General features: G+C 70.5%; 23 protein-coding genes and 1 tRNA gene. 10 read left to right on the plus strand and 14 right to left on the minus strand.

Translation table 11 applies throughout. The features are described 5' to 3' along the window. The first annotated feature begins 100 nt into the window (after positions 1 to 100). A tRNA-Ala gene (locus SS2_RS05080) sits at positions 101 to 176 on the plus strand. Beyond that, complete coding sequence (locus tag SS2_RS05085; RefSeq protein ID WP_083941799.1) at positions 137 to 1,756, plus strand: carboxylesterase/lipase family protein; 1,620 nt, start codon at positions 137 to 139, stop codon at positions 1,754 to 1,756. The genes SS2_RS05080 and SS2_RS05085 overlap by 40 nt, the downstream gene beginning before the upstream one ends. A 27-nt stretch (positions 1,757 to 1,783) precedes the next feature. On the opposite strand, the gene SS2_RS05090 is transcribed toward SS2_RS05085, so the two are convergent. Then, positions 1,784 to 4,345 (minus strand): excinuclease ABC subunit UvrA, encoded by a 2,562-nt coding sequence (locus SS2_RS05090; protein WP_066461742.1) that lies wholly within the window; start codon positions 4,343 to 4,345, stop codon positions 1,784 to 1,786. Positions 4,346 to 4,494: 149 nt separating this feature from the next. On the opposite strand from SS2_RS05090, the gene SS2_RS05095 reads away from it, so the two are divergent. Further along, complete coding sequence (locus SS2_RS05095) at positions 4,495 to 4,986, plus strand: nucleoside deaminase (protein WP_066461744.1); 492 nt, start codon at positions 4,495 to 4,497, stop codon at positions 4,984 to 4,986. Between the two features lie 16 nt (positions 4,987 to 5,002). On the opposite strand, the gene SS2_RS05100 is transcribed toward SS2_RS05095, so the two are convergent. The 3 genes from SS2_RS05100 to SS2_RS05110 form a co-directional block, all read right to left on the minus strand. Then, the gene (locus SS2_RS05100; protein ID WP_066461746.1) at positions 5,003 to 5,599 is read right to left on the minus strand and encodes a dihydrofolate reductase family protein; all 597 of its coding nucleotides are present in this window, start codon (positions 5,597 to 5,599) and stop codon (positions 5,003 to 5,005) included. A gap of 95 nt (positions 5,600 to 5,694) precedes the next feature. After that, positions 5,695 to 6,288, minus strand: coding sequence for a YdeI/OmpD-associated family protein (locus SS2_RS05105; protein ID WP_066461750.1), 594 nt, complete (start codon positions 6,286 to 6,288; stop codon positions 5,695 to 5,697). Positions 6,289 to 6,291: 3 nt separating this feature from the next. After that, a complete protein-coding gene (locus SS2_RS05110) occupies positions 6,292 to 6,609 on the minus strand; it encodes a hypothetical protein (protein WP_066461752.1) in 318 nt (105 codons plus the stop codon). An 88-nt stretch (positions 6,610 to 6,697) separates the two neighbouring features. On the opposite strand from SS2_RS05110, the gene SS2_RS05115 reads away from it, so the two are divergent. Beyond that, complete coding sequence (locus tag SS2_RS05115; protein WP_066461754.1) at positions 6,698 to 7,315, plus strand: CueP family metal-binding protein; 618 nt, start codon at positions 6,698 to 6,700, stop codon at positions 7,313 to 7,315. Here SS2_RS05115 and SS2_RS05120 read toward each other — a convergent pair. From SS2_RS05120 to SS2_RS05135, 4 genes are read right to left on the minus strand one after another with little or no spacing between them, the layout of a single operon-like run. Beyond that, positions 7,302 to 8,900 carry an ATP-binding cassette domain-containing protein gene (locus SS2_RS05120; RefSeq protein ID WP_066461755.1) on the minus strand — a complete coding sequence of 533 codons (1,599 nt, stop codon included), beginning with the start codon at positions 8,898 to 8,900 and terminating at the stop codon, positions 7,302 to 7,304. The genes SS2_RS05115 and SS2_RS05120 overlap by 14 nt on opposite strands. Continuing rightward, entirely contained in the window at positions 8,897 to 9,745 is an 849-nt protein-coding gene (locus SS2_RS05125; RefSeq protein WP_066461756.1) for an ABC transporter permease, read from the minus strand. The genes SS2_RS05120 and SS2_RS05125 overlap by 4 nt, the downstream gene beginning before the upstream one ends. Then, on the minus strand, positions 9,742 to 10,806 hold the full coding sequence (locus SS2_RS05130) for an ABC transporter permease (RefSeq protein ID WP_083941801.1): 1,065 nt from the start codon (positions 10,804 to 10,806) through the stop codon (positions 9,742 to 9,744). The genes SS2_RS05125 and SS2_RS05130 overlap by 4 nt, the downstream gene beginning before the upstream one ends. A 26-nt stretch (positions 10,807 to 10,832) precedes the next feature. Then, complete coding sequence (locus SS2_RS05135; protein WP_066461758.1) at positions 10,833 to 12,482, minus strand: ABC transporter substrate-binding protein; 1,650 nt, start codon at positions 12,480 to 12,482, stop codon at positions 10,833 to 10,835. A gap of 108 nt (positions 12,483 to 12,590) precedes the next feature. On the opposite strand from SS2_RS05135, the gene SS2_RS05140 reads away from it, so the two are divergent. The 4 genes from SS2_RS05140 to SS2_RS05155 are packed head-to-tail and all read left to right on the plus strand — an operon-like array spanning position 12,591 to position 14,708. After that, positions 12,591 to 13,199, plus strand: a complete 609-nt coding sequence (locus SS2_RS05140; RefSeq protein ID WP_083941886.1) for a TetR/AcrR family transcriptional regulator — start codon at positions 12,591 to 12,593, stop codon at positions 13,197 to 13,199. A gap of 49 nt (positions 13,200 to 13,248) precedes the next feature. Further along, positions 13,249 to 13,836 carry a hypothetical protein gene (locus SS2_RS05145; RefSeq protein ID WP_066461761.1) on the plus strand — a complete coding sequence of 196 codons (588 nt, stop codon included), beginning with the start codon at positions 13,249 to 13,251 and terminating at the stop codon, positions 13,834 to 13,836. 39 nt (positions 13,837 to 13,875) lie between these two features. Then, complete coding sequence (locus SS2_RS05150; protein WP_083941803.1) at positions 13,876 to 14,244, plus strand: zinc ribbon domain-containing protein YjdM; 369 nt, start codon at positions 13,876 to 13,878, stop codon at positions 14,242 to 14,244. A gap of 47 nt (positions 14,245 to 14,291) precedes the next feature. After that, on the plus strand, positions 14,292 to 14,708 hold the full coding sequence (locus SS2_RS05155; protein WP_066461762.1) for a phage holin family protein: 417 nt from the start codon (positions 14,292 to 14,294) through the stop codon (positions 14,706 to 14,708). A 97-nt stretch (positions 14,709 to 14,805) separates the two neighbouring features. Here SS2_RS05155 and arfA read toward each other — a convergent pair whose 3' ends face one another. The 5 genes from arfA to SS2_RS05180 form a co-directional block, all read right to left on the minus strand. Continuing rightward, positions 14,806 to 16,347 carry an arabinosylfuranosidase ArfA gene (gene arfA, locus SS2_RS05160; RefSeq protein WP_066461764.1) on the minus strand — a complete coding sequence of 514 codons (1,542 nt, stop codon included), beginning with the start codon at positions 16,345 to 16,347 and terminating at the stop codon, positions 14,806 to 14,808. Positions 16,348 to 16,387: 40 nt separating this feature from the next. Continuing rightward, a complete protein-coding gene (locus SS2_RS05165; protein WP_066462416.1) occupies positions 16,388 to 17,290 on the minus strand; it encodes a carbohydrate ABC transporter permease in 903 nt (300 codons plus the stop codon). A gap of 2 nt (positions 17,291 to 17,292) precedes the next feature. Continuing rightward, positions 17,293 to 18,240: a carbohydrate ABC transporter permease gene (locus SS2_RS05170; protein ID WP_083941804.1), complete on the minus strand. Its 948-nt coding sequence runs from the start codon at positions 18,238 to 18,240 to the stop codon at positions 17,293 to 17,295. 48 nt (positions 18,241 to 18,288) lie between these two features. Continuing rightward, positions 18,289 to 19,575, minus strand: coding sequence for an extracellular solute-binding protein (locus tag SS2_RS05175; RefSeq protein ID WP_066461768.1), 1,287 nt, complete (start codon positions 19,573 to 19,575; stop codon positions 18,289 to 18,291). Positions 19,576 to 19,728: 153 nt separating this feature from the next. Then, positions 19,729 to 20,748: a LacI family DNA-binding transcriptional regulator gene (locus tag SS2_RS05180; RefSeq protein WP_066461769.1), complete on the minus strand. Its 1,020-nt coding sequence runs from the start codon at positions 20,746 to 20,748 to the stop codon at positions 19,729 to 19,731. Between the two features lie 102 nt (positions 20,749 to 20,850). Here SS2_RS05180 and SS2_RS05185 point away from each other — a divergent pair, with 102 nt between their 5' ends. Both SS2_RS05185 and add read left to right on the plus strand, forming a co-directional pair. Then, positions 20,851 to 21,279 (plus strand): YchJ family protein, encoded by a 429-nt coding sequence (locus SS2_RS05185; RefSeq protein WP_174523190.1) that lies wholly within the window; start codon positions 20,851 to 20,853, stop codon positions 21,277 to 21,279. A gap of 92 nt (positions 21,280 to 21,371) precedes the next feature. Continuing rightward, entirely contained in the window at positions 21,372 to 22,397 is a 1,026-nt protein-coding gene (gene add, locus SS2_RS05190; protein ID WP_217995567.1) for an adenosine deaminase, read from the plus strand. Positions 22,398 to 22,404: 7 nt separating this feature from the next. Here the strand turns inward: add and SS2_RS05195 are convergent, their stop codons facing one another. Beyond that, entirely contained in the window at positions 22,405 to 23,034 is a 630-nt protein-coding gene (locus SS2_RS05195; RefSeq protein ID WP_066461770.1) for an alpha/beta hydrolase, read from the minus strand. Position 23,035 lies beyond the last annotated feature (1 nt).

Raw genomic sequence — 23,035 nt, forward strand, 5'->3', positions numbered from 1 at the left:
GACCTGGTGCCCGCGCCGTCACGGATTGGGACCAGAACGAAGTTTGGCCTACGATTACCAACGCTCCGGAAACGGGGTGCAGGAGCTCTTCGGAGATCCTGGGGCTGTGGCGCAGCTGGTAGCGCACCTGCATGGCATGCAGGGGGTCAGGGGTTCGAGTCCCCTCAGCTCCACCATCAGAGAAGTCCGAATCTCCCCGGCTCCGGGAAGGTTCGGACTTCTCTCGTTTCCGCGAGCGGTTCCTCGTCGTCCTGACCGTTCCTCGAGCGCGATAGTGTCGTCACAGATCCCTGACGAAGGAGGCTGCGTGAGCACTGTCGAGGCGAAGACTGTGGCAGGGCGGGTCCGTGGCCGGTGGCACGGTGAGTGTGCGGTCTTTCGGGGCATCCCCTTTGCGGAGCCGCCGGTGGGTCCCCTCCGGTTCGCCGCGCCGGTGCCGCACGCCCCGTGGGACGGGGTGCGTGACGCTCTCGAGAACGGGGCGACGGCGCAGCGCGGGGGAGACTCCGAGCCCACGCTGATCCCAGAACCTTCGATCCCCGGACCGTCGACGCTCAACGTCAACGTCTTCACCCCGTCGCCGGGGACTGACGCCGCTCTGCCTGTCCTCGTCTACATCCACGGCGGGGGGTTCTTCGCCGGCTCGCCCGCGAGCCCGTGGTACGACGGCACAGCCTTCGCCCGGGACGGGGTGGTGACCGTCGTCATCTCCTACCGCCTCGGCTTCGAGGGTTTCGGATGGATCGAGGGAGCCCCGCACAACCGTGGCGTGCTCGACTGGATCCTGGCCCTGGAGTGGGTGCGGGACAACATCGCCTTCTTCGGCGGTGACCCTGGACGCATCACCATCTCGGGACAGTCCGCCGGGGGAGGAGCGGTCCTCACCCTGCTCGGGATCCCCAGCACGCACCACCTCTTCCACGCCGTCTGCTCCATCTCGGGGGCGACGGCAGACATCGCTGCCGAGCGAGCCCAGGACTACGCGCGCGATCTGGCGGCGCGGGCCGAGGTCGCCCCAGACCGGGCAGGCTTCGAGTCGGTCCCCGAGGAGAGGCTCTTGGCGCTGCAGAAGCAGGCGATGGAGATCTCGGGCAAGCCCCTCGACGCGTTGCGGTCGCTGACCCAGGACGGGCTCAGCCTCGGCCCGGTCGTCGACGGCGAGCTCATCACGCGTCCGACCATCGACTCGATCCGGGCGGGCGCCGGCTCGCAGATCCCGCTCGTGCTGGGTGCCACCGACGACGAGTTCTCGAGCGTCGTGGCCTCGGCCGCGAAGCAGATGCGCTGGATCCCGGCCTCCCTGATGCTGGGCATGATCGGGCTAGGCGGAGCACGACGCCGCAGCTACCTGGCGGGCAACACGGAGGTCCGTCGCACAGGCACCGCCGCGGTGCTGGGCAGGTATCTCACCGACGCCGTGTTCCGCTCGGCCGTCCCGCGGATCGCCGAGACCCGCGGGGACGCACCCACCTGGGTCTATCGCTTCTCGTGGCGTTCGCCGGTGAACGGCCTCGCCACCCACTGCCTCGACGTGCCCTTCTTCTTCGACTGCCTCGGTGCGGAGCGGGTGGCGCAGGTCGCGGGGGAGAACCCGCCGCAGGCCCTGGCCACCGAGGTCCACGACGCAGCCGTTCGTCTGGTCACCGCAGGCGACCCTGGCTGGCCGCGCTACGGAGCAGCCGGGACAACCCGCGTCTTCGACACCCCGGGTGGGGTGATCGAGGACGGCTACGCCTCGGTCCGGCCTCTCGTGTGAGCCCGCCGCGTTGCCGGGCTCTGCACGTCACGGTGTAGGGCCAGGTCCAGCGCCAGCGGCAGGTGCTGCGGCGAGGACGTCGGCGAGATAGCGCCCGGTCACGCTCTCGGCGACGCGGGTGATCTGCTCCGGGGTCCCGGTGGCCACGACGCGTCCCCCGGCGGTGCCGCCACCCGGGCCGAGGTCGATCACGTAGTCGGCGTTGGCGATCATGTCGAGGTCGTGCTCGATGACGACGACGGTGGCCCCGTGGGCGCGCAACCGCTCCAGCACGTCGAGCAGGACGCGGACGTCGAGGGGGTGCAGCCCGACGCTGGGCTCGTCGAGGACGAAGAGCGTGTCGGACTGGTCGCGCCCGAGCTCGCCCGCGAGCTTGAGCCGTTGAGCCTCCCCGCCCGAGAGCGCTGGGGTGTCCTCGCCCAGGGTGAGATAGCCCAGGCCCAGGTCCACCAGCGTCTGCAGCGTGCGTCGCGTACGGGGACGGTCCGCCAGCATCGTCACGGCCTGCCGGGTGGTCACCGACAGCAGTGCGGGCAGCGAGACCGGGTCGCCCCCGGAGACGGACAGCACGAGCTCCCGGCTGGCGGGGCCGTACCGGGTGCCGTCGCAGTCCGGGCACGGGATGTCGACGTCGGGCAGGAACTGCACGTCGAGGACCACCTGCCCGGTCCCCTCGCACCGGGGGCACCGCAGGGACCCGGTGTTGTAGGAGAAGTCGGCGGCTGTCAGCCCGCGCGCGACGGCCTCGTCGGTGGCGGCGTAGGCGCGACGCAGGTCGTCCATGACACCGGAGTAGGTGGCCACGGTGGACCGGACGTTGATCCCGATGGGGGTCGCGTCGACGACGTCGACCCGGGCGATGCCCGGTGCATGCAGCGTGCGCACGTGCCTCGGCGCCTCCCCATGACCGCTGTGCGCCTGCAGCGCGGGGACCAGGCTGTCGAGGACGAGGGTGGTCTTGCCCGACCCCGACACCCCCGTGACCGCAGTGAGCCGGCCGACGGGCAGACGCACGTCGAGGGCGTGGACGGTGTGGATCGGGGTGGTGACCAGATGGATGCTGTCGCTGTCGCGCACCTGCGCCTCACTCGCGCGCTCGCGGACGATGACGGGCTCGCGCCCGGCGAGGAAGCCGCCGATCAACGACGCCGGGTCCGCGCTGACGTCCTCGACGGTGCCGGTCGTCACGATGGTGCCTCCCTCGGCGCCCGAGCCCGGACCGATCTCGATCACCCAGTCCGCCTCCCGCAGCACCTGCACGTCGTGGTCGACCAGCACCACGGAGTTGCCGTCGGTCAGCAGGTCCTGCATGACGCCGACCAGTCCGTCGACGTTGGCCGGGTGGAGCCCGATGGACGGCTCGTCGAGCACGTACAGCACGCCTGTGGTCTGGTTGCGCACGGCACGGGCGAGTTGGACCCGCTGGCGCTCGCCGGTGGAGAGGGTCGAGCTGGCGCGGTCGAGGGTGAGGTACCCCAGCCCGAGCTGGACCAGGCGCTGGGCCATCTCGGTGAACTGGTCCACGATCATGAGGGCCATCGGGTGCATCTCGCCCGGGAGCGTGGCGACCACGCTGCGCACCCAGGAGACGGCGTCGTCGAGCGTCTGTGCGCTCGCCTGGGCGAGGTCTATGCCTGCGACCTGGGTGCTGCGCGCTGCCGTGCTCAGGCGCGTGCCGTGGCAGTCCGGGCAGGTCTGAGCGGTGATGAACCTGTTCACCCGAGCCAGGCCCTTCTCGCTCGTGGCGTTCTTGAGCGCCTCCTGGACTGCGAGGCGGGCGTTGCGGTACGTGAAGTTCAGCTCGAACAGCTTGCCGGACTTGGACGGCACCGAGATGTGCTTCTTCTCCGAGGGGCCGTCCAGGACGATGGCCCGCTCAGCGTCGGTGAGATCGGCGTAGGGGACGTCGGTGCGCACCCCGAGCTCGGCGACCACCTGCGGCATGACCGTCAGCCCGAACATCGCCCAGGGCGCGACCGCCCCGCCGGCGATCGTCTTGGACGGGTCAGGGACAAGTGCGGCGTCGTCGACGTCCCGCACGACGCCGGTGCCTGAGCAGGTGGGGCACGCGCCGTCGGAGTTGAAGGCCAAGGACTCGGCGCCGGGCGGGGAGAACTGCGCGCCGCAGACTGGGCACACCAGGTCCAGGTCTGCCGCGACGTCGATGGTGGGGGACAGGCGGTGGCCGTTGGGGCACAGGTGGGACCCCAGGCGCGAGAACATCACCCGGAGCACGTTGAGCAGCTCGGTGGACGTGCCGAAGGTCGAGCGCACCCCCGGCACCCCCGGGCGCTGGCGCAGCGCGAGGGCAGCCGGGACGTGCGTGACACTGTCCACCGCGGCGCGAGAGGCCTGGGACATCCGGCGGCGGGTGTAGGTCGACAGCGCCTCGATGTAGCGGCGTGAGCCTTCGGCGTACAGCACTCCCATCGCCAGGGACGACTTGCCGGAGCCAGACACCCCGGCGATCGCGACGAGCTGGCGCAGGGGGATGTCGACGTCGACGTTCGTGAGGTTGTGCACCCGTGCGCCGCGGACCTGGGTCGCCAAGGGCGCGGTCGGATGGGTGCCGTCAGCCAGCCTGGCCATGGTGGGCTCCTTTCCGTCGGACCGGTCATGACACCGGTCGCGCCTGCCCTTCACCATGCCCCCTGAGGTATCGTGGCGCTCGCCCTGGGCCTGCCCCGCCCGCCCGCCGGGAGGCACGGGTCTCACCCGATCCATGATTGGGTGGTGCCATGACGACTTCTTCACCGCTCACCGCCCTGGACCGCGACCACCTGCGCCGATGCGTCGACCTGGCCCGAGAGGCGCTCGACGCAGGAGACGAGCCCTTCGGTTCGATCCTCGTCGACGACACCGGGGTCGAGGTGTTCGCGGACCGCAACCGGGTGTCCGGCGGTGACCACACCCAGCACCCGGAGTTCGCGATCGCCCGCTGGGCTGTCACTCACCTCACGCCCGCGCAACGCGCCCAGGCGACGGTGTACACCTCCGGCGAGCACTGCCCCATGTGCTCGGCTGCGCACGCCTGGGTCGGTCTGGACCGGATCGTCTACGCCAGCAGCAGCGAGCAGCTCTCCCAGTGGCACCGCGAGTGGGGGATCCCGGCGGGCCCGGTCGCCTCGCTCCCGGTGAACGCGGTGGCGCCCGCGGTCCCCGTCTCCGGGCCCGACGACGAGCTGAGCGAGCAGGTGCGGGCGCTCCACGCACGACTGCTCGGCGTCTAGCGGGCGGCTCGCTGAGTCAGGCGACGTCCTGGCCGCGCGCGCCCAAGACCGCGTACCGGTGCATCGTCACACCGCCCTCGAAGGAGCGCTGCTCGAGGAGGTCGAGCTCGACGGGGTCGACCGGCTCGTCGAAGAGCGGCCGGCCTGACCCCAGGATCACCGGGTGCGTGAAGAGCAGCAGCTCGTCGAGGAGCCCCGCCCGCAGCAGCTGCGTCGCCAACGTGGCGCCCCCGACGCCGACGTCCCCGTCGCCCTCGGCCCGGATCTTCGCGAGCTCGTCGATCGCGTTCTCGCTGATGATCCGGTCGGCGTGCTCGGCGCTCGTGCGGGTGCGTGAGACGAGGATCTTCGGGGTCGACAGCCAGATCTCGCCGTACTCACGGAGGTAGTCGGGCAGGCTCTCGTCCGCGGGCGCCGCGGGCCAGAACTCCTCCATCGTCTCGTAGATCGTGCGGCCCTCGACATCGAGGGTCATGGCGCGCGCCCGCGCGTTGAACTCGCGGTGCAGCTCCTCGCCGATCCGCATCCAGCTCCCGCCGCCCTGCTCGTCGAGGTTGTGCTCGATCAACAGATCGAGCGACACGTTCATCCAGTACACGAAGCGAGCTGACATGGGAGTCTCCCGGTGGTCGCGCCATGGTCGGGTCCGTCTGCGCCGATCGTAGGCACCGACGCCCCGGTGCCGCACCCTGTCTGGTCCGCAGCGGCCTAGGCGGGAGTCTCCCGCGGGTGCGGCACGTCCCCGGCCGCGAGCATCGCGACGAGCTTGGCCAGCCGCCGGGCGCGGGTGGTCTCGTTCGGGGCGGTGACGATCCGGTGCAGCACGGCGTAGCGGTTGGTCGAGTCGAGGCCGGCGAAGGCGGCGGCCGCGGCGGGGGAGGCGGCCAGCGCCGCAGTCAGGTCCTCGGGCACGCCCATGGTCGCCGGGCCGGCGTACGCGCGGTCCCACCGGCCGTCGGCCTGGGCGGCGAGCACCTCGGCGCGCCCGCGGTCCCGCATCCGCCCCTCGGCCTCGAGCCGGGCGACGTAGCCCACGTTGCGCGCCGACCAGATCGACCCAGTACGCCGTGGGGTGAACCGTTGGAGGAATGTCACGGCGTCGAAGGACCGCCGCTGCCCGTCGATCCAGCCTGAGCACAGGGCCTCGTCCAAGGCCTCGGCGTAGGTGAGCGTCGTCGGCGTCGTGGTGCCCTTCTTGGCCAGGACGAGCCACACCCCGGCCGGCTCGTCCTCGTGCGCGTCCAACCAGGCCCGCCACGCGGGAGCGTCAGCGACGACGAACGGTTCGGGGACCTGGGGCACGCGTCAGTCCTGAGCAGCGACGGCTGCGTCAGCCAGGACGTGCGAGGCCGCACCTGCGGCGACGGCGACCGTCAGCACGGAGGGCCACGCACCGATCCGCTTGGCGAGGGGGTGGGACAGCCCGAAGGCCGCGACGTAGATGCCGGCCAGCGCGGCGGTCTGGGGGATGCCAGCGCGCACCCACGTGCGTCCGGCGGCAACCCCAGCGGCCGCCAGGACGGCGCCCCCGAGCGGGCGGACGCCGGTGAACCGGGCCACGGCGTAGCCGCCGACGAGGCCGGCGGCGGTCAGAGCGGACGAAGGGATCGAGGGAGTCGTCATGGATCTGAGCCTACGACGCCTGCGACACGCGCGGCGCAAGGACGTTCATCCCGTCGCCGGGCGAGTCGCCTCAGGCAGGATGGGCGCCATGACGATCCGACCGCTCATCGCCTCCGTTACCGCCCTCCTCGCTGGCTCCCTCGTCCTCGCAGGGTGCGCCGGCGCGACCGGCGACGCCCCGTCGGCCACCACGGCCGCGCCCACCCAGGCAGCGTCCGCGGAGCAGACCGCCGCGCTGCTGGCCGAGTACGGCCTGACCGGCATGGACGCCCAAGACATGATCGAGCACCTGGACCGCCTCGGCGGCGACGAGCGTCCCTCCGACCTCATGGCCTCGATCCGGACCGACGAGCTGCTGCTGGCGGCCGACGGCGTCGAGACCACCCTCGAGATGCCCGAGGACAGCTTCTACGTCTCGATCGCGCCCTACCTCACCCAGACCCACGACTGCTTCTTCCACTCCCTGACCACCTGCCAGGGCGAGCTGGTCGGTGCGGACGTGCAGGTCACCGTCGTCGACGACGTGACCGGTGAGACGGTCGTGGACGAGGAGACCACCACCTACGAGAACGGCTTCGTCGGGCTGTGGCTGCCGCGGGAGATGACCGGGACGCTCACGGTGACCCATGACGGCGCGTCGGTCGAGTCCCCGATCAGCACGACCGCGGACAGCGCGACGTGCCTGACGACCCTCAAGCTCGCCTGAGCTCCTCCCACGCACCGCGGCGGGCTGCGAGCAGCTCGCGGGTGAAGGGGTGCTCCGGGTCCGTGAAGACGTCCTCGACCGCCCCCCGCTCGACGACCTGCCCCTCCCGCATGACGAGCACCGTGTCGCAGACCTGACGCACGACCGCCAGGTCGTGGGAGACCACGACGATCGACAGCCCACGCTCGCGCTGCAGCCCCACGAGCAGGTCGAGGATCTCGGCCTGCACCGTGACGTCGAGGGCGGAGACCGGCTCGTCGCACACGAGCACCTCCGGCTCCAGGGCCAGCGCCCGGGCGATCGCGAGACGCTGACGCTGCCCCCCGGACAGGCTCCGCGGCCGGCGGGTGAGCACCGCAGCGGGCAGGTGGACGGCGTCGAGCAGGTCCTGCGCGCTCGCGGTCGACCGGCCCCGCGCCAGTGCCTCGCGCAGGATCCGGCCCGCGGTGTACCGGGGGTCGAAGGATCCCAGCGGGTCCTGAGGGACCAGCTGCACCCGCCCGCGGCGTCCTTGGCGGCCGCGGACCCCCGCGGCGCTCCACGGTGCGCCGTCGAGGGTGACCTCACCGGCGTCGGGCGCGTCCGCGGCGAGGAGCAGCCGCGCAAGGGTGGTCTTGCCCGAGCCGGACTCCCCGACGAGGCCGAGCACCTCACCGCGGCGCAGGTCGAGGTCGACGTCGTCGACCGCTCGGACGTGGCCGCCGCCGGGGATGGGAAACGTCCGGGAGACGCCCCGGGCGGACAGCACGACCGGGCCGAGGGTCGCGGCTGGTCCGGGCTTGGGCCCGCGCGGCACCGCCGCGGCGAGCCGCTGGGTGGTGGGGTGCTCGGGCGCGGTGAGGACCTGGGCGGTGGGGCCGTGCTCGACGACGCGGCCGGCGTCCAGCACGACGACGCGGTCCGCGATCTGCGCGACGGCGGCCAGGTCGTGGCTGACCAGCAGCAGGGCCGTGCCGGCGTCACGCAGCCCGGCCAGGGTGTCCAGGACCCGGGCGGCGACGGTCGCGTCGAGGGCCGTCGTCGGCTCGTCCAGGACGAGCAGCGGCGGGGCGGCGACGAGGGCTGAGGCGATGAGGGCACGCTGGCGCATCCCGCCGGAGAGCTGGCCCGGGCGCTGGGCCAGGCGCAGCTCGGGGGAGTCCAGGCCTGCTGCCGTCAGGGCGGCGAGCACCCGCTCGCGGCGCTGCGCCCGCGGCACCTTGCGCAGTGCGAGGGTCTCGACGACCTCAGCGCCGACGGTGCGCAGCGGGTCGAGGGAGGCGAGGGCGTCCTGCAGCACGAGCCCGACGCGTGAGCCGCGCAGCGCCCGCCAGCGGCGCGCGGAGAGCCGGCGCACGTCCGTGCCGCCCACGGTGAAGCGGTCCGCGCTGACCTGGGCGGTCGTGCCACCCTCGGAGGCGAGGCCGAGCACGGACCGGACCAGGACCGACTTGCCGGAGCCGGACTCGCCCACGACGGCGACGCACTCCCCGCGGGCGACGGTGAGGTCCACCCCGCGCAGCACCTCACCCACCCCGGCGAAGGACACCCGCAGCCCGGCGACGTCGAGGGCCGGCTGGTCAGCGTTCATACCGGCCGCGCTCATGCCTGCACCACCCGTCCGAGACGTCGACCGAGCACCGTCAGCGCCGCGGCCGTGAGCGTGATCGCCAGGCCCGGGGCCAGGGTCAGCCACCACGCCCGCACGAGGTAGACGCGCCCGCCGTTGACCATCGCGCCCCACTCCGGTGAGGGTGGGAGCGCGCCGAGGCCCAGGAAGCTCAGCGCGGCGACCCACACGATCGCCTGCCCGACGCCGAGGGTCGCGATGGCCACGAGCGGCCACAGCGCGTTGGGCGCGATGTGGCGACCGAAGACCCGCAGGGCGGGCTGGCCCTCGAGGCGCGCGGCCTCGACGTAGGCGCTGGAGGCGACGGACCGGACCTGGGAGCGCAAGATGCGCGCGTAGCCCGGGGCCGTAGCCAGCCCCACAGCGACGAGCGTGGGCGTGACCCCCGTGCCCATGACGGCGACCAGCAGCAGCGCCAGGACGAGGGAGGGCAGGGAGAAGAGGACCTCGATCACGCGGCTCAGCGCGGAGTCGAGGATGCGCGGCCCGAGGCCGGCGAGCATCCCGATCGCCAGACCGATGCTGACGCCGATCGCGGTCGCCGCCGCGCCGATGCCCAGGGACTGCCGGGTCCCGTGGATGACGCGGGTGAAGACGTCACGGCCGGACTCGTCGGTCCCGAACCAGTGCCCGGGGCCCGGGGCGGTGAAAGCGGCGCGCGGGTCGATCGCGTCCGGGTCGCCCGGGGCGAGCAGGGCAGGCCAGGCGGCGGCCACGACCATGAGGAGGACGGCCGCCAGGGCGACGGCGCCGGCGATGCCGAGGCTCCAACGCCGGCCCGTCACGGGGCTGAGGGCCGGGCCGGTGGTCAGCGCGGTCATACGATCGCCTTCTCTGTGCGCGGGGACTGCTCTGCCGGGGCGTCGGTGCTGCTCCTGGCGCCGCTTCCCGTGCCGCTGTCGGTGGGACGGTTCTCTGGGCGGTCGGTGGCTCGGGCCGACCCGCGCGGGCGCGGGTCGACGAGCCGCTCCACGCCGTCGGCGACCGTCATGACCACCGTGTAGGCGACGGCGACGACGAGCACGACGGCCACCACGACCGGCACGTCGCGCGCGTTGGTCGCATCGAGCAGCAGCCGTCCCATCCCCGGTCGCCCGAACAACGACTCGACGACGACCGCGCCGCTGAGCAGCGACCCGAAGGACCACCCCGACAGGGAGATGGCAGGCAGGGCTGCGTGACGCAAGGAGTGCCGCCACAGGATGCGCGACTCCGAGGCGCCACGGGCGCGGGCCGTCGTCGCGAAGGGCGACGCCGCAGCCTCGGCGAGACCGTCCCGCATGACCTGGCCGAGGAAGCCCGCGGTCGGGATCGCGAGGGTGACCACGGGCAGCACGAGGCCGGCCGGGGCCGCCCCGACGCTCGTGGCCGGGAACCAGCCGAGACTGGAGGAGAAGACGAGGATGAGCACCGCTCCGAGCCAGAAGTGCGGCACGACCGTCGCGACCACCTCACCGGCCTGGATCGTCGCGGCGACGGCCCGCCCGGCGAGCCCGTGAGCGCGGGTGGCCACGGTCGCCAGCGTCAGGGCGATGACCCACGCGAGCACCAGGGCGCAGACGGCGAGCAGCATGGTCGAGCCGAGCTGGGCGCCGACAAGCTCGGCGACCGGGGTCTTGCGGGCGTAGGAGTCGCCGAGCTGGAGGGTGACGATCCGTTGCATCTGCACGAGGTACTGCACGACGAGCGGCTTGTCGAGGCCGTAGTCCGCGCGGGCCTGGGCGACCGCCTCCTCACCGGCCTGGGAGCCAGGGCCGCCCAGGATCGCCTCGGTCGGGTCGCCGCCTGCGATGCGCAGGGCGAAGAACACGACGGTGGTGACGACCCAGGCGACCAGGGCGGCGGCCCCGACCCGTCCCAGACCCCAGCGGAGGATGTTCATGCGAGGAGGCTCACGCGTGCCGGCTCCTAGGAGGCGAGGCGGGTGTCGAGGAAGGTCGGGGTCGAGACCGTGTGCAAGGTCCGGATCCCCGTCGTGCCGCGGCTGAGGAAGTGGTTCTGCTGGTCGTAGAGCGGCAGCAGGTAGAAGCCCTCAAGCACGGTCTGCTGGGCCTGGGCGTACAGGGCTGCGCGCTCGGCCGGGTCGGTCGTGGCGGCGGCGCGGTCCAGGGCGTCGTCGAGGGCCGGGTCGGTGATCTTGGCGTGGTTGGCGAAGTAGCCGCTGGGGGCGGGGATGATGCCGTCGGAGTGGTAGAGGATGCGCAGCACGTCCGGACCGACCTTGGTGTAGGGGGCGCTGACGATCTCATACTCGTCAGCGGCGAGGGCGCCGTACCAGCCGCTGAGGTCGAGCGGGGTGATGACCACCTCGAAGCCGACGCTGCGAGCGTTGGCCTGGATCTGCTCGAAGAGCGACTGCTCGGCGGCCACCGACTGGTTGGTGCTCACCGGGAAGCGCAGCGTGAGGCGGGCGCCGTCCTTGGTGCGGTAGCCGTCGCCGTCGCGCGCGGTCCAGCCAGCCGCGTCGAGCAGGGCGTTCGCGGCGTCGGTGTCGGTGCCGAAGAGGGAGTCGTCGGAGGTGGCCAGCGGCTCGCTGCTGGACAACGGGGAGTACGAGCGCGTCACGGTTCCCGCGTAGAGGGTCTCGATGCCCGGGTCGACGTCGGCAGCACGGATGAACGCCTCGCGGACGCGGACATCGTCGAAGGGGGCCTGGCCGGAGTTGAGCTCGATGCGGTTGACCGATCCGGGACGCGGGGCGTCGATGTCGGTGATGTCCCCGCCGGCCTGGGCGGAGGCGACCGCGTCGGGCTGGGGGTTGTCGATGACGTGGACCTCGCCTGACTGCAGGGCGGCGTAGCGGGTCGCGGCGTCGGGGATGAAGCGCCAGACGATGCGGTCCAGGTAGGCGGGCCCGGCGTGCTCGGCCTCGGGGGCGACGGTCGTGTAGTCGTCGTTGCGGACGAGGTCGACCTGCTGCTGCGGGGTCCAGCTCTCCACGACGAAGGGCCCGGTGCCCACGGGGGCGGCGCAGTTCGCCTCGGTGCCGCGAGCGATCCCGGCCGGGGACTGGATCGCGGTCCACTGCTGGCTCAGGGACTCCAGCAGGGCGGAGTCCGGCTCGCTGAGGTGGAAACGGGCGTGGGTGGCGTCCACGACCTCGACCTCGGCCACCTTGGCCAGAGCCAGGTAGCCGGTCGAGGACCCGGTGGCCGGGTCCTGCAGGTGGGCGACGTTGACCTTGACTGCCTCGGCGTCGAAGGGCGTGCCGTCGGTGAAGGCGACGTCGTCGGCGAGGGTGAAGTCCCAGGTGAGCGCGTCCGGGCTGACCTCCCAGGCGGTTGCGAGCCAGGGCAGGATCTCCCCGTCTGCGTCACGCCCGACCAGCGGCTCGAGGACGTGGGTGCTGATGAGCGCCTGCGGGTAGTTGCCGCCCACGTGCGGGTCCAGGCAGCTGGGCTCGGCGTCGCCGGTCGCGTAGACGAGGGTGCCGCCGTCGCGAGGTGTCGTGCTGGCAGACTCGGCGGGATCGCTCGCGCAGGAGGCGAGGACGAGGACGGGGACGAGCGCGGCGAGCGCGGCTCGCCGCCGGGTGAGGGCGCGACGGGCGGCGAGCATGGTTCTCCTGGTGGCGGCGGTGGGACTGCGCGGAGCACGGCTCCGACGAGTTGTTGGACTGCGTCCCACAATAGGCTGGGTGTGGGGGTGGGTGAGTACGATCGGGGCATGCCCGCATCCCCTCCGCCGCAGCGCTCAGCAGGGCGTCCGCGCGCCTCCTCCCGCGAGATCCTTGAGGAAGCGGCCGGTGAGCTCTTCCTCGAGCGCGGATATGCGGCCACGTCCGTGGCGGACATCACAGCGCGGGCGGGTGTGAGTCGCAACACCTTCTTCAACTATTTCGGTGCCAAGAGCGACCTGCTGTGGTCGACCTTCGACGCCGCGGTCAGCTCCCTGCCCGATGCCCTCATTAGTGCGGAGGCCGGTGAGACCCGCGAGCAGGGAGTCGGGGCGGCTGTCCGCGCGGCGCTGCGCCACGTCGCCCGGGACCTCGCCCCGGGCAACGTGGCACTGGCCTTCATGCAGGCCGAGCCGATGGGCCTGACCGACGAGCTGCGCCGGGCCGCCGCCGTGCGCGCGAGCGACGTCGCCGGGGTGCTCGCCACCTTCGCCCAGGCCCACGGCGTCGATCCGCTGCGCGCGGAGGTGGCCGGAGCGGCCTACGCCGGCGCCCTCGTCGCCGCGGTGCGAGCCTGGTCGCGCGCCGGCGCCCCGCGGACGTCGTTGCTCGACGTGCTCGACGCCGCCCTCGAGCCGGTCCGCGACGCGCTGCCCTGACCCTCGCGGCCTGCGCGGTTCGACGCCCGATCAGCGCAATGATGGAGGGGTGAGCAGCAGCCCGTCCCGCAGCGACGCACCGAAGGAGCCTGACGACGCGCCCTCAGCCCGGCGCGTCGACGACGCCACCGCGCACGTCCGGACCGTCCTCGCCCGTGCGGTGGACCGCCTCAGCGCCGCGGGCGCTCGGGACGAGGTGCTCGCTGAGTACGTCGAGGCGCGCAAGGTCCTTGGCCTCACCCGTCAGGCGGTGCTGCGTCCGGTGGCGCGGGCCTGGCGGCTCGGAGCGCTCCTGCTCGGCCGGGACGGCACCCTGTACGCGACCGGGTCCATCGTGCGGGCGGGCGAGGCGGGCGTGCGCAACTATCAGTCGCAGTCCGCCGAGGACCGTCGCGACCTGCGGGCCGCAGCGCTGCGCGGGAAGGTGGCTCCGGGGGAGACCGTCAACCACGGCTGGAGGGTCCTCGACCCGGCATCGATCTTCAGGGCGGCCTCGACCGACGTGGTCTTCGGCGCCGCGGACGGCACCGTCCGGGTCCGGTGGAACGCCGCCCTCGGCGACGACGCCTCCCGCGAGCTCGGCGCCTACATCGACGAGCGCGTCGGGCTGCTCGTCGACCCGCTCGACATCCCGTGAGGGCGGCCGCGCCGCACCGGCCTCCTCTACGATGACCCCGTGACTGACGACCTGACCTCGCTGCCTCCCTGCCCGCTGTGCTCGAGCCCGTACACCTACGAGATGGGCGCTCTGCTGGTGTGCCCCGAGTGTGCGCACGAGTGGTCGGCCGACGCCTCCGACGCACCCGAGACCTCAGGTGGCTCAGTGAAGGTCATCAAGGACGCCGTCGGCAACGTGCTGGCCGACGGCGACACCGTCACGGTCATCAAGGACCTCAAGGTCAAGGGCAGCCCGACGGCCATCAAGGTCGGCACCAAGGTCCGCGGCATCCGGCTGATCGAGGGCGTCGGCGACCACGACATCGACTGCAAGGTGGACGGGTTCGGGCAGATGCAGCTCAAGTCCTCTGTCGTGAAGAAGGTCTGACGCGGCTTCTGGTGGCAGATGCCCGAGTGAGGACTAATGTCTGAGACATGGTGCGCTTGCTGATCCGGGCAGTGATCTTCCTCGTCTCAGCGGCCCTCGGGCTGCTCGTCGCGTCGTGGATCCTGGACGACTTCACGGTCACCACCACGGGCTTCGCCCTGACGGTGGTGATCTTCGCGGTCGCGCAGTCCGTGCTGGCGCCCTTCATCGCGAAGATGACCAACCGCTACGCGCCGGCCTTCCTCGGCGGCATCGGTCTCGTCTCCACCTACGTCGCTCTCCTCATCGCCAGCCTCGTCGGTGACGGCCTGCAGATCGACGGTGCCCAGACGTGGGTCCTGGCGACGTTGATCGTCTGGCTGGTGACCGCGCTGGCCACCTTGATCCTGCCGATGATCTTCATCCGCAACAAGGTCCAGGGTCGTCAGGGCAAGAGAGACAACCCTCAGGTTCCTCAGGTCTGATGAGCTGGCGGCAGGGACGGGCCACGGAGCATCCGAGGCCCGTCCCTGCTGGGAGGTGCGCGGCGCTGACGGCGTCGACGTGGGGACGTCGCTGACGTCAGGCGGTGGTGACCTCGAGCTGTACGACTGCCCACGACAACGGCGGCAGTGTGAGCTCCACCCCAGCGTCGACCAAACGCACGCCGTCGAGCGGCCTCAGACCGACCTGCTCGCCGCTGTCGAGGGTGTTCGCCGTGAAGCGGTCCTGCCCGTCGGCGGCAGCGAGCACCTCGGCTCGGATCACCTTCGCTCCCGAGAAGCCCCGCAGGACCGCCTCGACATAGGCCGCCTCGTCGAGACCGCGGTTGGCGAGGAAGAACGCGACCGTCCCGTTCTCCTCGTCCCAGGTCGTGCTCACGTCGACGAGGTCGGCGTCACCGAACTTCGCTGTCGAATAGCGGTCTGAGGTGACTGCCGTGCGCAGGATCTGGCCACGGGCGAGAGCGGCCATCCGGGCGAAGGGCCAGAAGATCGACTGCCGCCACGCGGGGCCGTTCTCCTCGGAACGGATCGGCGCGATGACGTTGACGAGCTGCGCTTGGTTCGCGATGCTCACTCGGTCACCGTGGCGGAGCAAGGAGTTGAGCAAGGTCCCTACGACCACGGCATCGGTCACGTTGTAGGCGTCTTCGATGATCCGCGGGTGCTCGCGCCACCGACCACGGGCGCTGATGTTGTGCGGTTGGTCCTCGGTGTCCAACCCGCTCGCGTACCAGACGTTCCATTCGTCGAAGGAGAGATTGATGTGCTTGCTGTGCTTGCCCTTGGCTCGCACCGCGTCCGCAGTCGAGACCACCGACTCGATGAAGTAGTCCATGTCGACGGCGCTGGCGAGGAAGCTCGCGTGGTCGCCTTCGTGCTCCTGGTAGTAGGCGTGCAAGGAGATGTAGTCGACCTCTTCGTAGGTGTGGCCCAGGACAGTCTGCTCCCAGGCGCCGAAGGTCGGCATACCGGAGTTGGAGCTGCCGCAGGCAACGAGCTCGATGGTCGGGTCGACAAGCCGCATGGCCTTGGCGGCCTCCTGAGCAAGCCGTCCGTACTCATCGGCTGTCTTGTGGCCGATCTGCCACGGACCGTCCAGCTCGTTGCCCAGGCACCACAGCTTGATGTCGAAGGGCTCATGCGCGCCGTGCGAGCGGCGGAGGTCGGACAGGTACGTGCCGCCCGGATGGTTGGCGTACTCCACGAGCTGCCGTGCGGCGTCGACCCCTCGGGTGCCGAGGTTGACCGCCTCCATCACTTCGACGCCCGCGCGGCGGGACCATCCGACGAACTCGTGCAGGCCAAAGGCATTCGTCTCCAGGGTGTGCCACGCGCCGTCGAGCCGGCGCGGACGGTCGGCGACCGGGCCGACACCGTCCTCCCAGTTGTAGCCGGAGACGAAGTTCCCGCCTGGGTACCGCACGACGGTTGCGCCGAGTTCTCGGACCAGGTCGAGCACGTCCTGGCGGAAGCCCTCCTCGGTGGCGGTGGCGTGACCCGGCTCGTAGATGCCGGTGTACACGCACCGTCCCATGTGCTCAACGAAGGAGCCGAACAGCCTGCGCGGTACCTCACCGATGGTGAACTCCCGGTCGATCGTGATCCGTGCGCGCGTCATTGTGCACCTCGCGTTGTGTGATGAGTGATGGCCAAGGGCACTACTTGCCCCCGAACCCGGTGGTCGCAACGCCCTTGATGATCTGGCGCTGGAAGAACAGGAAGACGATGATCAGCGGAGCCGCTGCGAGCAGCGCGGATGCCATGTTCTGTGCGTACTGGACGCCGTAGGCGCTCTTGACGGTCTGCAAACCCACGGGCAGTGTCATGAGCGAGGAGTCGTTCGTGACGATGAAGGGCCACAGGAAGTTATTCCACGCTCCGATGAACACGAAGATCGACACGGCGGCGAGGATCGGCCGCGACAGTGGCAGGACGATCGACCAGAACACCCGCATCCGGCTTGCGCCATCCATCCTGGCGGCGTCCTCGAGCTCTTCGGGGATCTGATCGAAGAACTTCTTGAGGATGAAGACCATGGCGGGGGCGATGGTCTGCGGAAGGATGATGCCCCAGTAGGTGTCGACCATGTTGAGGGTGAGCATCTGGTAGAACAGCGGCACGATGAGCACCTGCGGTGGGATGACGATCGAGGCGATCACGACGACGAACAGCCACCGCCGACCCTTGAAGCTCAGCCGGGAGAAGGCATAGCCGGCGAGAGCCGAGATGACCACCGTGATGACGGTGATGGCCGTAGCCGTCAGCAGGGAGTTGAGCGTCCACCGCGGGATGTTCCCCTCGGAGAGGACCTTCGTGAAGGCATCGAGCTGGAACCCGCCTGCCGGGAGCCACGTCACCGGGGTGGCCCCGGCGTCGGCCTCGGACTTCAGCGAGGTGACGACCGCCCAGGCGAAGGGGACGAGCCAGGTGACCGCCAGGACGATCAGCACGACGAGGGCGGCGATGCGGCCTCCGGTGACCTTGCGGCGCCTGCGGCGGGCGGGGGTGGCGGGTGCGTCGGGGTGGACCCCCAGGGGAGGGGTCAGGACCTGTGCAGACATCATCATGAGCTCCTTCGGGCGGTCACCCGGAACTGCACGAGTGAGACGATGACGATGATGGCGAAGAAGATGTAGGAGATCGCTGCGGAATAGCCGAAGCGATAGCCGGTGAACCCGGCTTCGAAGATGTACTGGACGATCGAGCGGGTCGAGCCGTTGGGTCCGCCGTTGGTCATCATGTAGATCTGGTCGAATACCTTGAGCGATGCGATGACCTGCAAGATGACGATGAGCGCCGTCGTCGGTCCCAGCTGCGGGATGGTGATCGAGAACAGCTGGCGCCACTTCCCGGCGCCGTCGATCGCGGCTGCTTCGTACTGCTGCTCGGGGATGTTCTGCAGGGCTGCGAGGTAGAGCAGGAAGTTGAAGCCCACGGTCCACCACAGGGTCGTGACGACGACCGAGATCATCGCCCACTTCTCGTCCTGCAACCAGGCGATCGGCTCGACGCCGAAAGGTTCGAGCATGCTGTTGATGAGGCCGAGCTGCGGGTTGTACATCCACGTCCAGAACAGGGCGACGACCGTGGATGCGAGAAGGAAGGGCATGAAGAAGGACAGTCGCCACAGCCATTGGCCGGGAAGGCCAATGTTCACCAGGAGAGCCAGGGCGAGGGCGACGAGGACGAGCGGCACCGTCGACAGGACCGTGAAGAGCGCAGTGTTGCCGAGGGACTTCCACATGACGGGGTCAGAGAGCGCCTCGCTGTAGTTCGCCAGGCCGATCCAGCTGCCGCCGGCGCCGGTGAGGGACTGACCGGTGAAGCTCAGGTAGAACCCGTGCACGATGGGCCACACCAGGAACATGATGAAGAAGAAGAGGAAGGGGGCGGCGAAGGCCCAGCCGGCCCGGTTGTCTCGTGAGATGCGTGCAGCCCGCCCGGGCCGGTCCTCGGCCGCTTGCGCGGCCGGGGTCCTCGACACTTCTCCTTGTGCTACCTCAGTGGACATGATCAGACTCCTTTGTCTTTCATGGGACCGCAGGGCCGTCGGTGAGCGTCAGTCGGTGACGGGGTTGGGCTTGGCCATCAGCGCATTGAGCCGCCTGACGAACCCTTGGACGCCCGATGCGGCGTCGGCCTGTCCCATCAAGACGTTCTGGATGTTCTCGGCGAAGTAGTTCTGGAAGTCGCTCCCGGAGCCTGAGAACCAGGCTTCCGGGTCGTAGTTGATGAGGGTGGCGGCGTCGGCGTAGTGCGCCTGCGGGATGAGTTCGGCGTACTCCGGGCTCTCGACGATGGGCAGGTAGCCGGGTATGTGGCCCGCCCCGGCCCAGACCAACGAGCCCTTGAGCAGCTCGGACACGAAGCGGTACACCTCGCGGCGCTTGTCTGGGTCAGGGGAGGACTGGTGGGGGAGGACAAAGGCGTGGGAGTCCCCGTACACCGCCGGTGTACCGAAGAGCGTCGGGATGGTGCGCGCATCGAAGTTGATCCCTGAGTTCTTCATGGTCGGCAGCTCCCACACGCCAGTGAAGAAGAGCCCGCTCTCGCCGTTGAGGAACTCGGCGAGTGCCGTGCCGTAGTCGCCGGTCTTGGCGGCCACCGTGCCGTCGAGCAGCTGGGTCATGTACTCGAGGGATGAGACGGCGGCGGCTTCGTCGATGACGACTCTGGACCCGGTGAGGTCCATGTCCGCGCCCATCTGCTTGTAGAAGGTGTAGAACAGTCGCCACATCTGCGCGCCGTCGCCCAGGTACCCATAGGACAGGCCGTGCTTTCCGGTCACCGCCTGCATCTTGAGCGCAACCTCGATGAAGGCTTCCGGGCTGGAGATCTCTTGCAACTGCCCGTCTGGCCCCAGGACCCCGGCCTCGGCGGCGATGTCCGTGTTGTACATGAGGATGAAGGGATGGGCGTCGAGGGCGATGGAGTAGAGCTTGCCGTCGACGAAGCCCTTGGTCCAGATCGCCTCGGGGAAGTCCGCCTCGGTGACGTCGAACTCGGCCAGCTGGTCCAGGTCCCACGGGTCGAGCAGGCCACCCGGGGCGTACCCGAAGATCCGGGACGCGTGCATGATCGCGACGTCCGGGCCGCGGCCGCCGGCGCTCGCCATGGCGAGCTTCGTGTAGTACGGCGTGCCCCAGGCGAGGACTGTCTGGTGGGCGTCGAAGCCCTGGGTGTCATTGACGGACTCGACGATGTTGGCCATCGTGATGCCGTCGCCTCCGGAGAGGAGGTGCCAGTACTTCAGGGAGATGTTCTGAGACTGCGCACTGCTCGAACAGCCTGAGAGCGCGGGGAGGGCGAACATCCCGCCGATGACGGCGAGGCTGCCGGTGAGCATCTGACGACGGGTGATTCCGCCGTTTATGCGGCTTTCGTCTGCTGACAATGGTTCCACGTCGTTCACTCCTTTGTGATCGTGGTCACACATTACAGCGTTGAAATGAAAGTGCAATGGCTTCTGGAGGCACGTTTTCCCGGCGGAACAGTGCCGTCAGCGTGCTGGCAGGGTGCGCGCCCCGGTGCTGGCCCGGACGAGGATCGTGTGATCGATCGTGGCTCGGCGCACCGGGGCCTCGGAGGAGTTCATCCGCTCGACGAGCATCGTCAGCGCCGTCTCCGCGAAGGACCGCTTGTCGAAGGAGACTGTGGTCAGCGGCGGGATGGAGTGGCGCCCGTCGGCGATGTCGTCGAAGCCGGCCACCACGGTGTCGTTCGGGACCGTGTACCCCATGGACCACAGCGCACCCAGCGTGCCCAGGGCCATCGAGTCGGTGAAGCAGAAGAAGGCGTCGGGGAGGTCATGCGTGGCGAGGTAGCCGCGCACGGCCTCCGCGCCGCCGTCGGCCGTCCAGCCGTCCCAGCGGACCTCGAGCGTGGGGTCCGGGGCGATGCCGGCCTCCCGCAGGGCCAGCCGGTAGCCCTCCAGGCGCAGCCGCGCAGTCGCACGGCTGACCTCGGCCGGCGCGCCGACGACGGCGATGCGCCGGTGCCCCAGGCTCAGCAGGTGCGCGGTCATGTCCCGGGCGGCGGCGACCGAGTCGACCCACACCTGGTCCACTCGGTCCTGCTCGACCTCCCCGATGAGCACGACCGGGGGGAGCGGGCCGGAGTCGGCGATCGCGCTCTCAGCCAGGTCCACCGGGTTGAGCACGAGGCCGTCCACGAGGTGCGCGCGGGCGCGGGAGAGCAGGTTCCACTCGCGGGTGGTCTGCGTCCCGGTCTCCTCGATCTGCACGGCCCAACCCTGCTCGTGCGCCACCTCGACAAAGTGGTGGGCGAGCTCGGCGGAGTAGGCGGTGGCCAGGTCAGGCAGGGCGAGGGCGATCACCCCGGAGCGGCCGTTGCGCAGCGCGCGAGCGCTGAGGTTGGGGACGTAGGCGAGCTCCTCGAGGGCCTTCTCCACCCGCGCGCGCGTCTCCGGGCGCACGAAGATGCCGCCGTTGATGACGTTGGACACCGTCTTGGGGGAGACCCCAGCATGCTGGGCGACGTCTTTGACCGTTGCTCGCACGGGCCTGCCTCTCACTGAGCGTGGCTCCATTATCCATGTCTGCCGTCTCGGCCGGTCAGCTGCCGTGGCACAGCCGTGGCCGGCGCAGCGCAGAATGGTGGGGTGACGACGCCCCAGACCTCCGTGACCGCCGACCGCCCTGACGCACCCTGCCCCTGCGGGACCGGTCTGACCTATGCCTCCTGCTGCGGAGCGGTCCATGACGAGCTGCTCGCCGGTGGCCCGGGTGCAACCACCGCCGAGGCCCTCATGCGCTCGCGGTTCACCGCCTTCGCGCTGGGTCTGACGGAGTACCTCCTGGCGACGTGGCACCCGTCCACCCGCCCGGCGGACCTCGAGGTCGACCCGGCCACCACCTGGACCCGGCTGCGCATCCTCGACCGCACCGGCGGCGGCCCGACGGAGGCGACGGGCACTGTCACCTTCCGGGCGCACTTCGTCCACGACGGAGAGCGCGGCGCCCAGAGCGAGACCAGCCGCTTCGTGCGCGACGACGGCCGGTGGGTCTACCTGGACGGTGACGTCGGATAGGTCCCCGCGCAGGCCAGGGTCGCTGGGAGCGCGGGCTGGACGCACGGGAGCAAGAGCTAGATTGGAGTCTCCCGACCGAAAGGCGTCAGACCGTGGCACTGCCTTCCTCGCCCACCCGCGAGTTCATCACCGGCCTCCCCAAGGCCGAGCTCCACCTGCACCTCGAGGGCACCCTCGAACCCGACCTCAAGCTGGCCCTGGCCGAGCGCAACGGGATCGAGATCCCGCAGAAGACCGTCGAAGAGGTCGAGGCGAGCTACCAGTTCGACTCCCTCGCGAGCTTCCTGGCCGTGTACTACCCGGCGATGGACGTCCTGGTCACCGAGCAGGACTTCTACGACCTCGCCCACGCCTACCTGCTGCGCGCCGCAGCCGACGGCGTCCGCCACGTGGAGATGTTCTTCGACCCCCAGGCGCACACCGTGCGCGGGGTGCCCTTCGCCGACGTCGTGCGCGGCTACCACCGCGCGGCCGTGGACGCCGCGGACTTCGGCGTCGACGCCGAGCTCATCATGTGTTTCCTGCGTGACCACACCGCCGAGAGCGCCGCCGCGACCCTCGAGGAGTCCGTGCCGTTCCAGGACCTCATCGTGGGCGTCGGTCTGGACTCCGACGAGCGGGACAACCCGCCGGCGAAGTTCGCGGAGGTCTTCGCGCGGGCCCGCGAGCTGGGTTACCTGCTGACGATGCACTGCGACATCGACCAGGTGGGCAGCATCGAGAACATCCGCCAGGTCATCGAGGACATCGGCGTGGACCGGATCGACCACGGGACCAACATCGTGGAGAACCCGGAGCTCGTCGAGATGGTCCGTGAGCGCGGGCTCGGGCTGACGACCTGCCCCGTCTCCAACAGCTTCGTCACCTCGGACATGAAGGCCACCGAGATCGTCGACCTGCTGCGGGCCGGGGTCAAGGTGACCATCAACTCCGACGATCCCGCGTACTTCGGCGGCTACGTGTCGGCGAACTACATCACCCTGGCTGAGCACGCGGGACTGTCCACGGAGGAGGTCGTCACCCTGGCGAAGAACTCCTTCGAGGCGTCGTGGATCACCGACGAGGACAAGGCGTCCTACCTCCAGGAGATCGACGAGTACGTCGCGGACTTCTCCTAGTCCGTCGCTACCGAGGAAGGTTCGCCCGCAGGAACGCCGCCACCTGCTCGATCTCCTCAGCGGTGATCCCGTGGCCCAGGCCCGGGTACACGACCTCCGTGGTCGTGGTGTGCTGAGGGAGCCAGGCGCTCGTGCGGGCGAACGCCTCGTCGGTGATGATCGGGTCGCGGTCGCCGCGGCCGAAGAACACCGGCGGGGCGAGCTCGGCGAGGCGCTCGTCGCCGGGGACCGCGGTGTCGGCGACGAAGCCGGAGAGCACCACCCCGGCGAAGAACCGCTCCGGCCGGGTGCGCATGAGGTGGGTGACCATCAGCCCGCCCTGGGAGAAGCCCAGCAGGGCGACCGGGGTCGTGGCCGGGACGGCGTCGTCGAGCCAGCGCAGCACGGCGTCGGCGGCCTCTTGGGTGGCGGCGGGGTCGGGGCGCCCCGGGTCGACGATCGGCACCCAGGCATAGCCCATCCCGGCCGGCAGCGGCGCCTGGACCGAGACGGTCACCAGCTCGCGCGGCAGGTGCGGCACGAGGCCCAGGAGGTCCTTCTCGTGGGAGCCGTAGCCGTGCATGAGGACGAGGAGCGGCTGGTCGGGGCGGGGTGCGCCGGACCAGATGGCGGCGTCGGCAGCGAGGGAGAGCGTCATC

Origin of the sequence: Sanguibacter suarezii NBRC 16159 (assembly GCF_001552735.1) — a bacterium.
Taxonomy (GTDB): domain Bacteria; phylum Actinomycetota; class Actinomycetes; order Actinomycetales; family Cellulomonadaceae; genus Sanguibacter; species Sanguibacter suarezii.

Bases quoted from the DNA above. Each gene is read 5' to 3' on its own strand.
- SS2_RS05085 (WP_083941799.1), top strand. From the start codon at position 137: ATGCAGGGGGTCAGGGGTTCGAGTCCCCTCAGCTCCACCATCAGAGAA.
- SS2_RS05090 (WP_066461742.1), bottom strand. From the start codon at position 4,345: ATGGCCAGGCTGGCTGACGGCACCCATCCGACCGCGCCCTTGGCGACC.
- SS2_RS05095 (WP_066461744.1), top strand. From the start codon at position 4,495: ATGACGACTTCTTCACCGCTCACCGCCCTGGACCGCGACCACCTGCGC.
- SS2_RS05100 (WP_066461746.1), bottom strand. From the start codon at position 5,599: ATGTCAGCTCGCTTCGTGTACTGGATGAACGTGTCGCTCGATCTGTTG.
- SS2_RS05110 (WP_066461752.1), bottom strand. From the start codon at position 6,609: ATGACGACTCCCTCGATCCCTTCGTCCGCTCTGACCGCCGCCGGCCTC.
- SS2_RS05115 (WP_066461754.1), top strand. From the start codon at position 6,698: ATGACGATCCGACCGCTCATCGCCTCCGTTACCGCCCTCCTCGCTGGC.
- SS2_RS05120 (WP_066461755.1), bottom strand. From the start codon at position 8,900: ATGAGCGCGGCCGGTATGAACGCTGACCAGCCGGCCCTCGACGTCGCC.
- SS2_RS05125 (WP_066461756.1), bottom strand. From the start codon at position 9,745: ATGACCGCGCTGACCACCGGCCCGGCCCTCAGCCCCGTGACGGGCCGG.
- SS2_RS05130 (WP_083941801.1), bottom strand. From the start codon at position 10,806: ATGAACATCCTCCGCTGGGGTCTGGGACGGGTCGGGGCCGCCGCCCTG.
- SS2_RS05135 (WP_066461758.1), bottom strand. From the start codon at position 12,482: ATGCTCGCCGCCCGTCGCGCCCTCACCCGGCGGCGAGCCGCGCTCGCC.
- SS2_RS05140 (WP_083941886.1), top strand. From the start codon at position 12,591: ATGCCCGCATCCCCTCCGCCGCAGCGCTCAGCAGGGCGTCCGCGCGCC.
- SS2_RS05155 (WP_066461762.1), top strand. From the start codon at position 14,292: ATGGTGCGCTTGCTGATCCGGGCAGTGATCTTCCTCGTCTCAGCGGCC.
- arfA (WP_066461764.1), bottom strand. From the start codon at position 16,347: ATGACGCGCGCACGGATCACGATCGACCGGGAGTTCACCATCGGTGAG.
- SS2_RS05165 (WP_066462416.1), bottom strand. From the start codon at position 17,290: ATGTCTGCACAGGTCCTGACCCCTCCCCTGGGGGTCCACCCCGACGCA.
- SS2_RS05170 (WP_083941804.1), bottom strand. From the start codon at position 18,240: ATGTCCACTGAGGTAGCACAAGGAGAAGTGTCGAGGACCCCGGCCGCG.
- SS2_RS05175 (WP_066461768.1), bottom strand. From the start codon at position 19,575: ATGCTCACCGGCAGCCTCGCCGTCATCGGCGGGATGTTCGCCCTCCCC.
- SS2_RS05195 (WP_066461770.1), bottom strand. From the start codon at position 23,034: ATGACGCTCTCCCTCGCTGCCGACGCCGCCATCTGGTCCGGCGCACCC.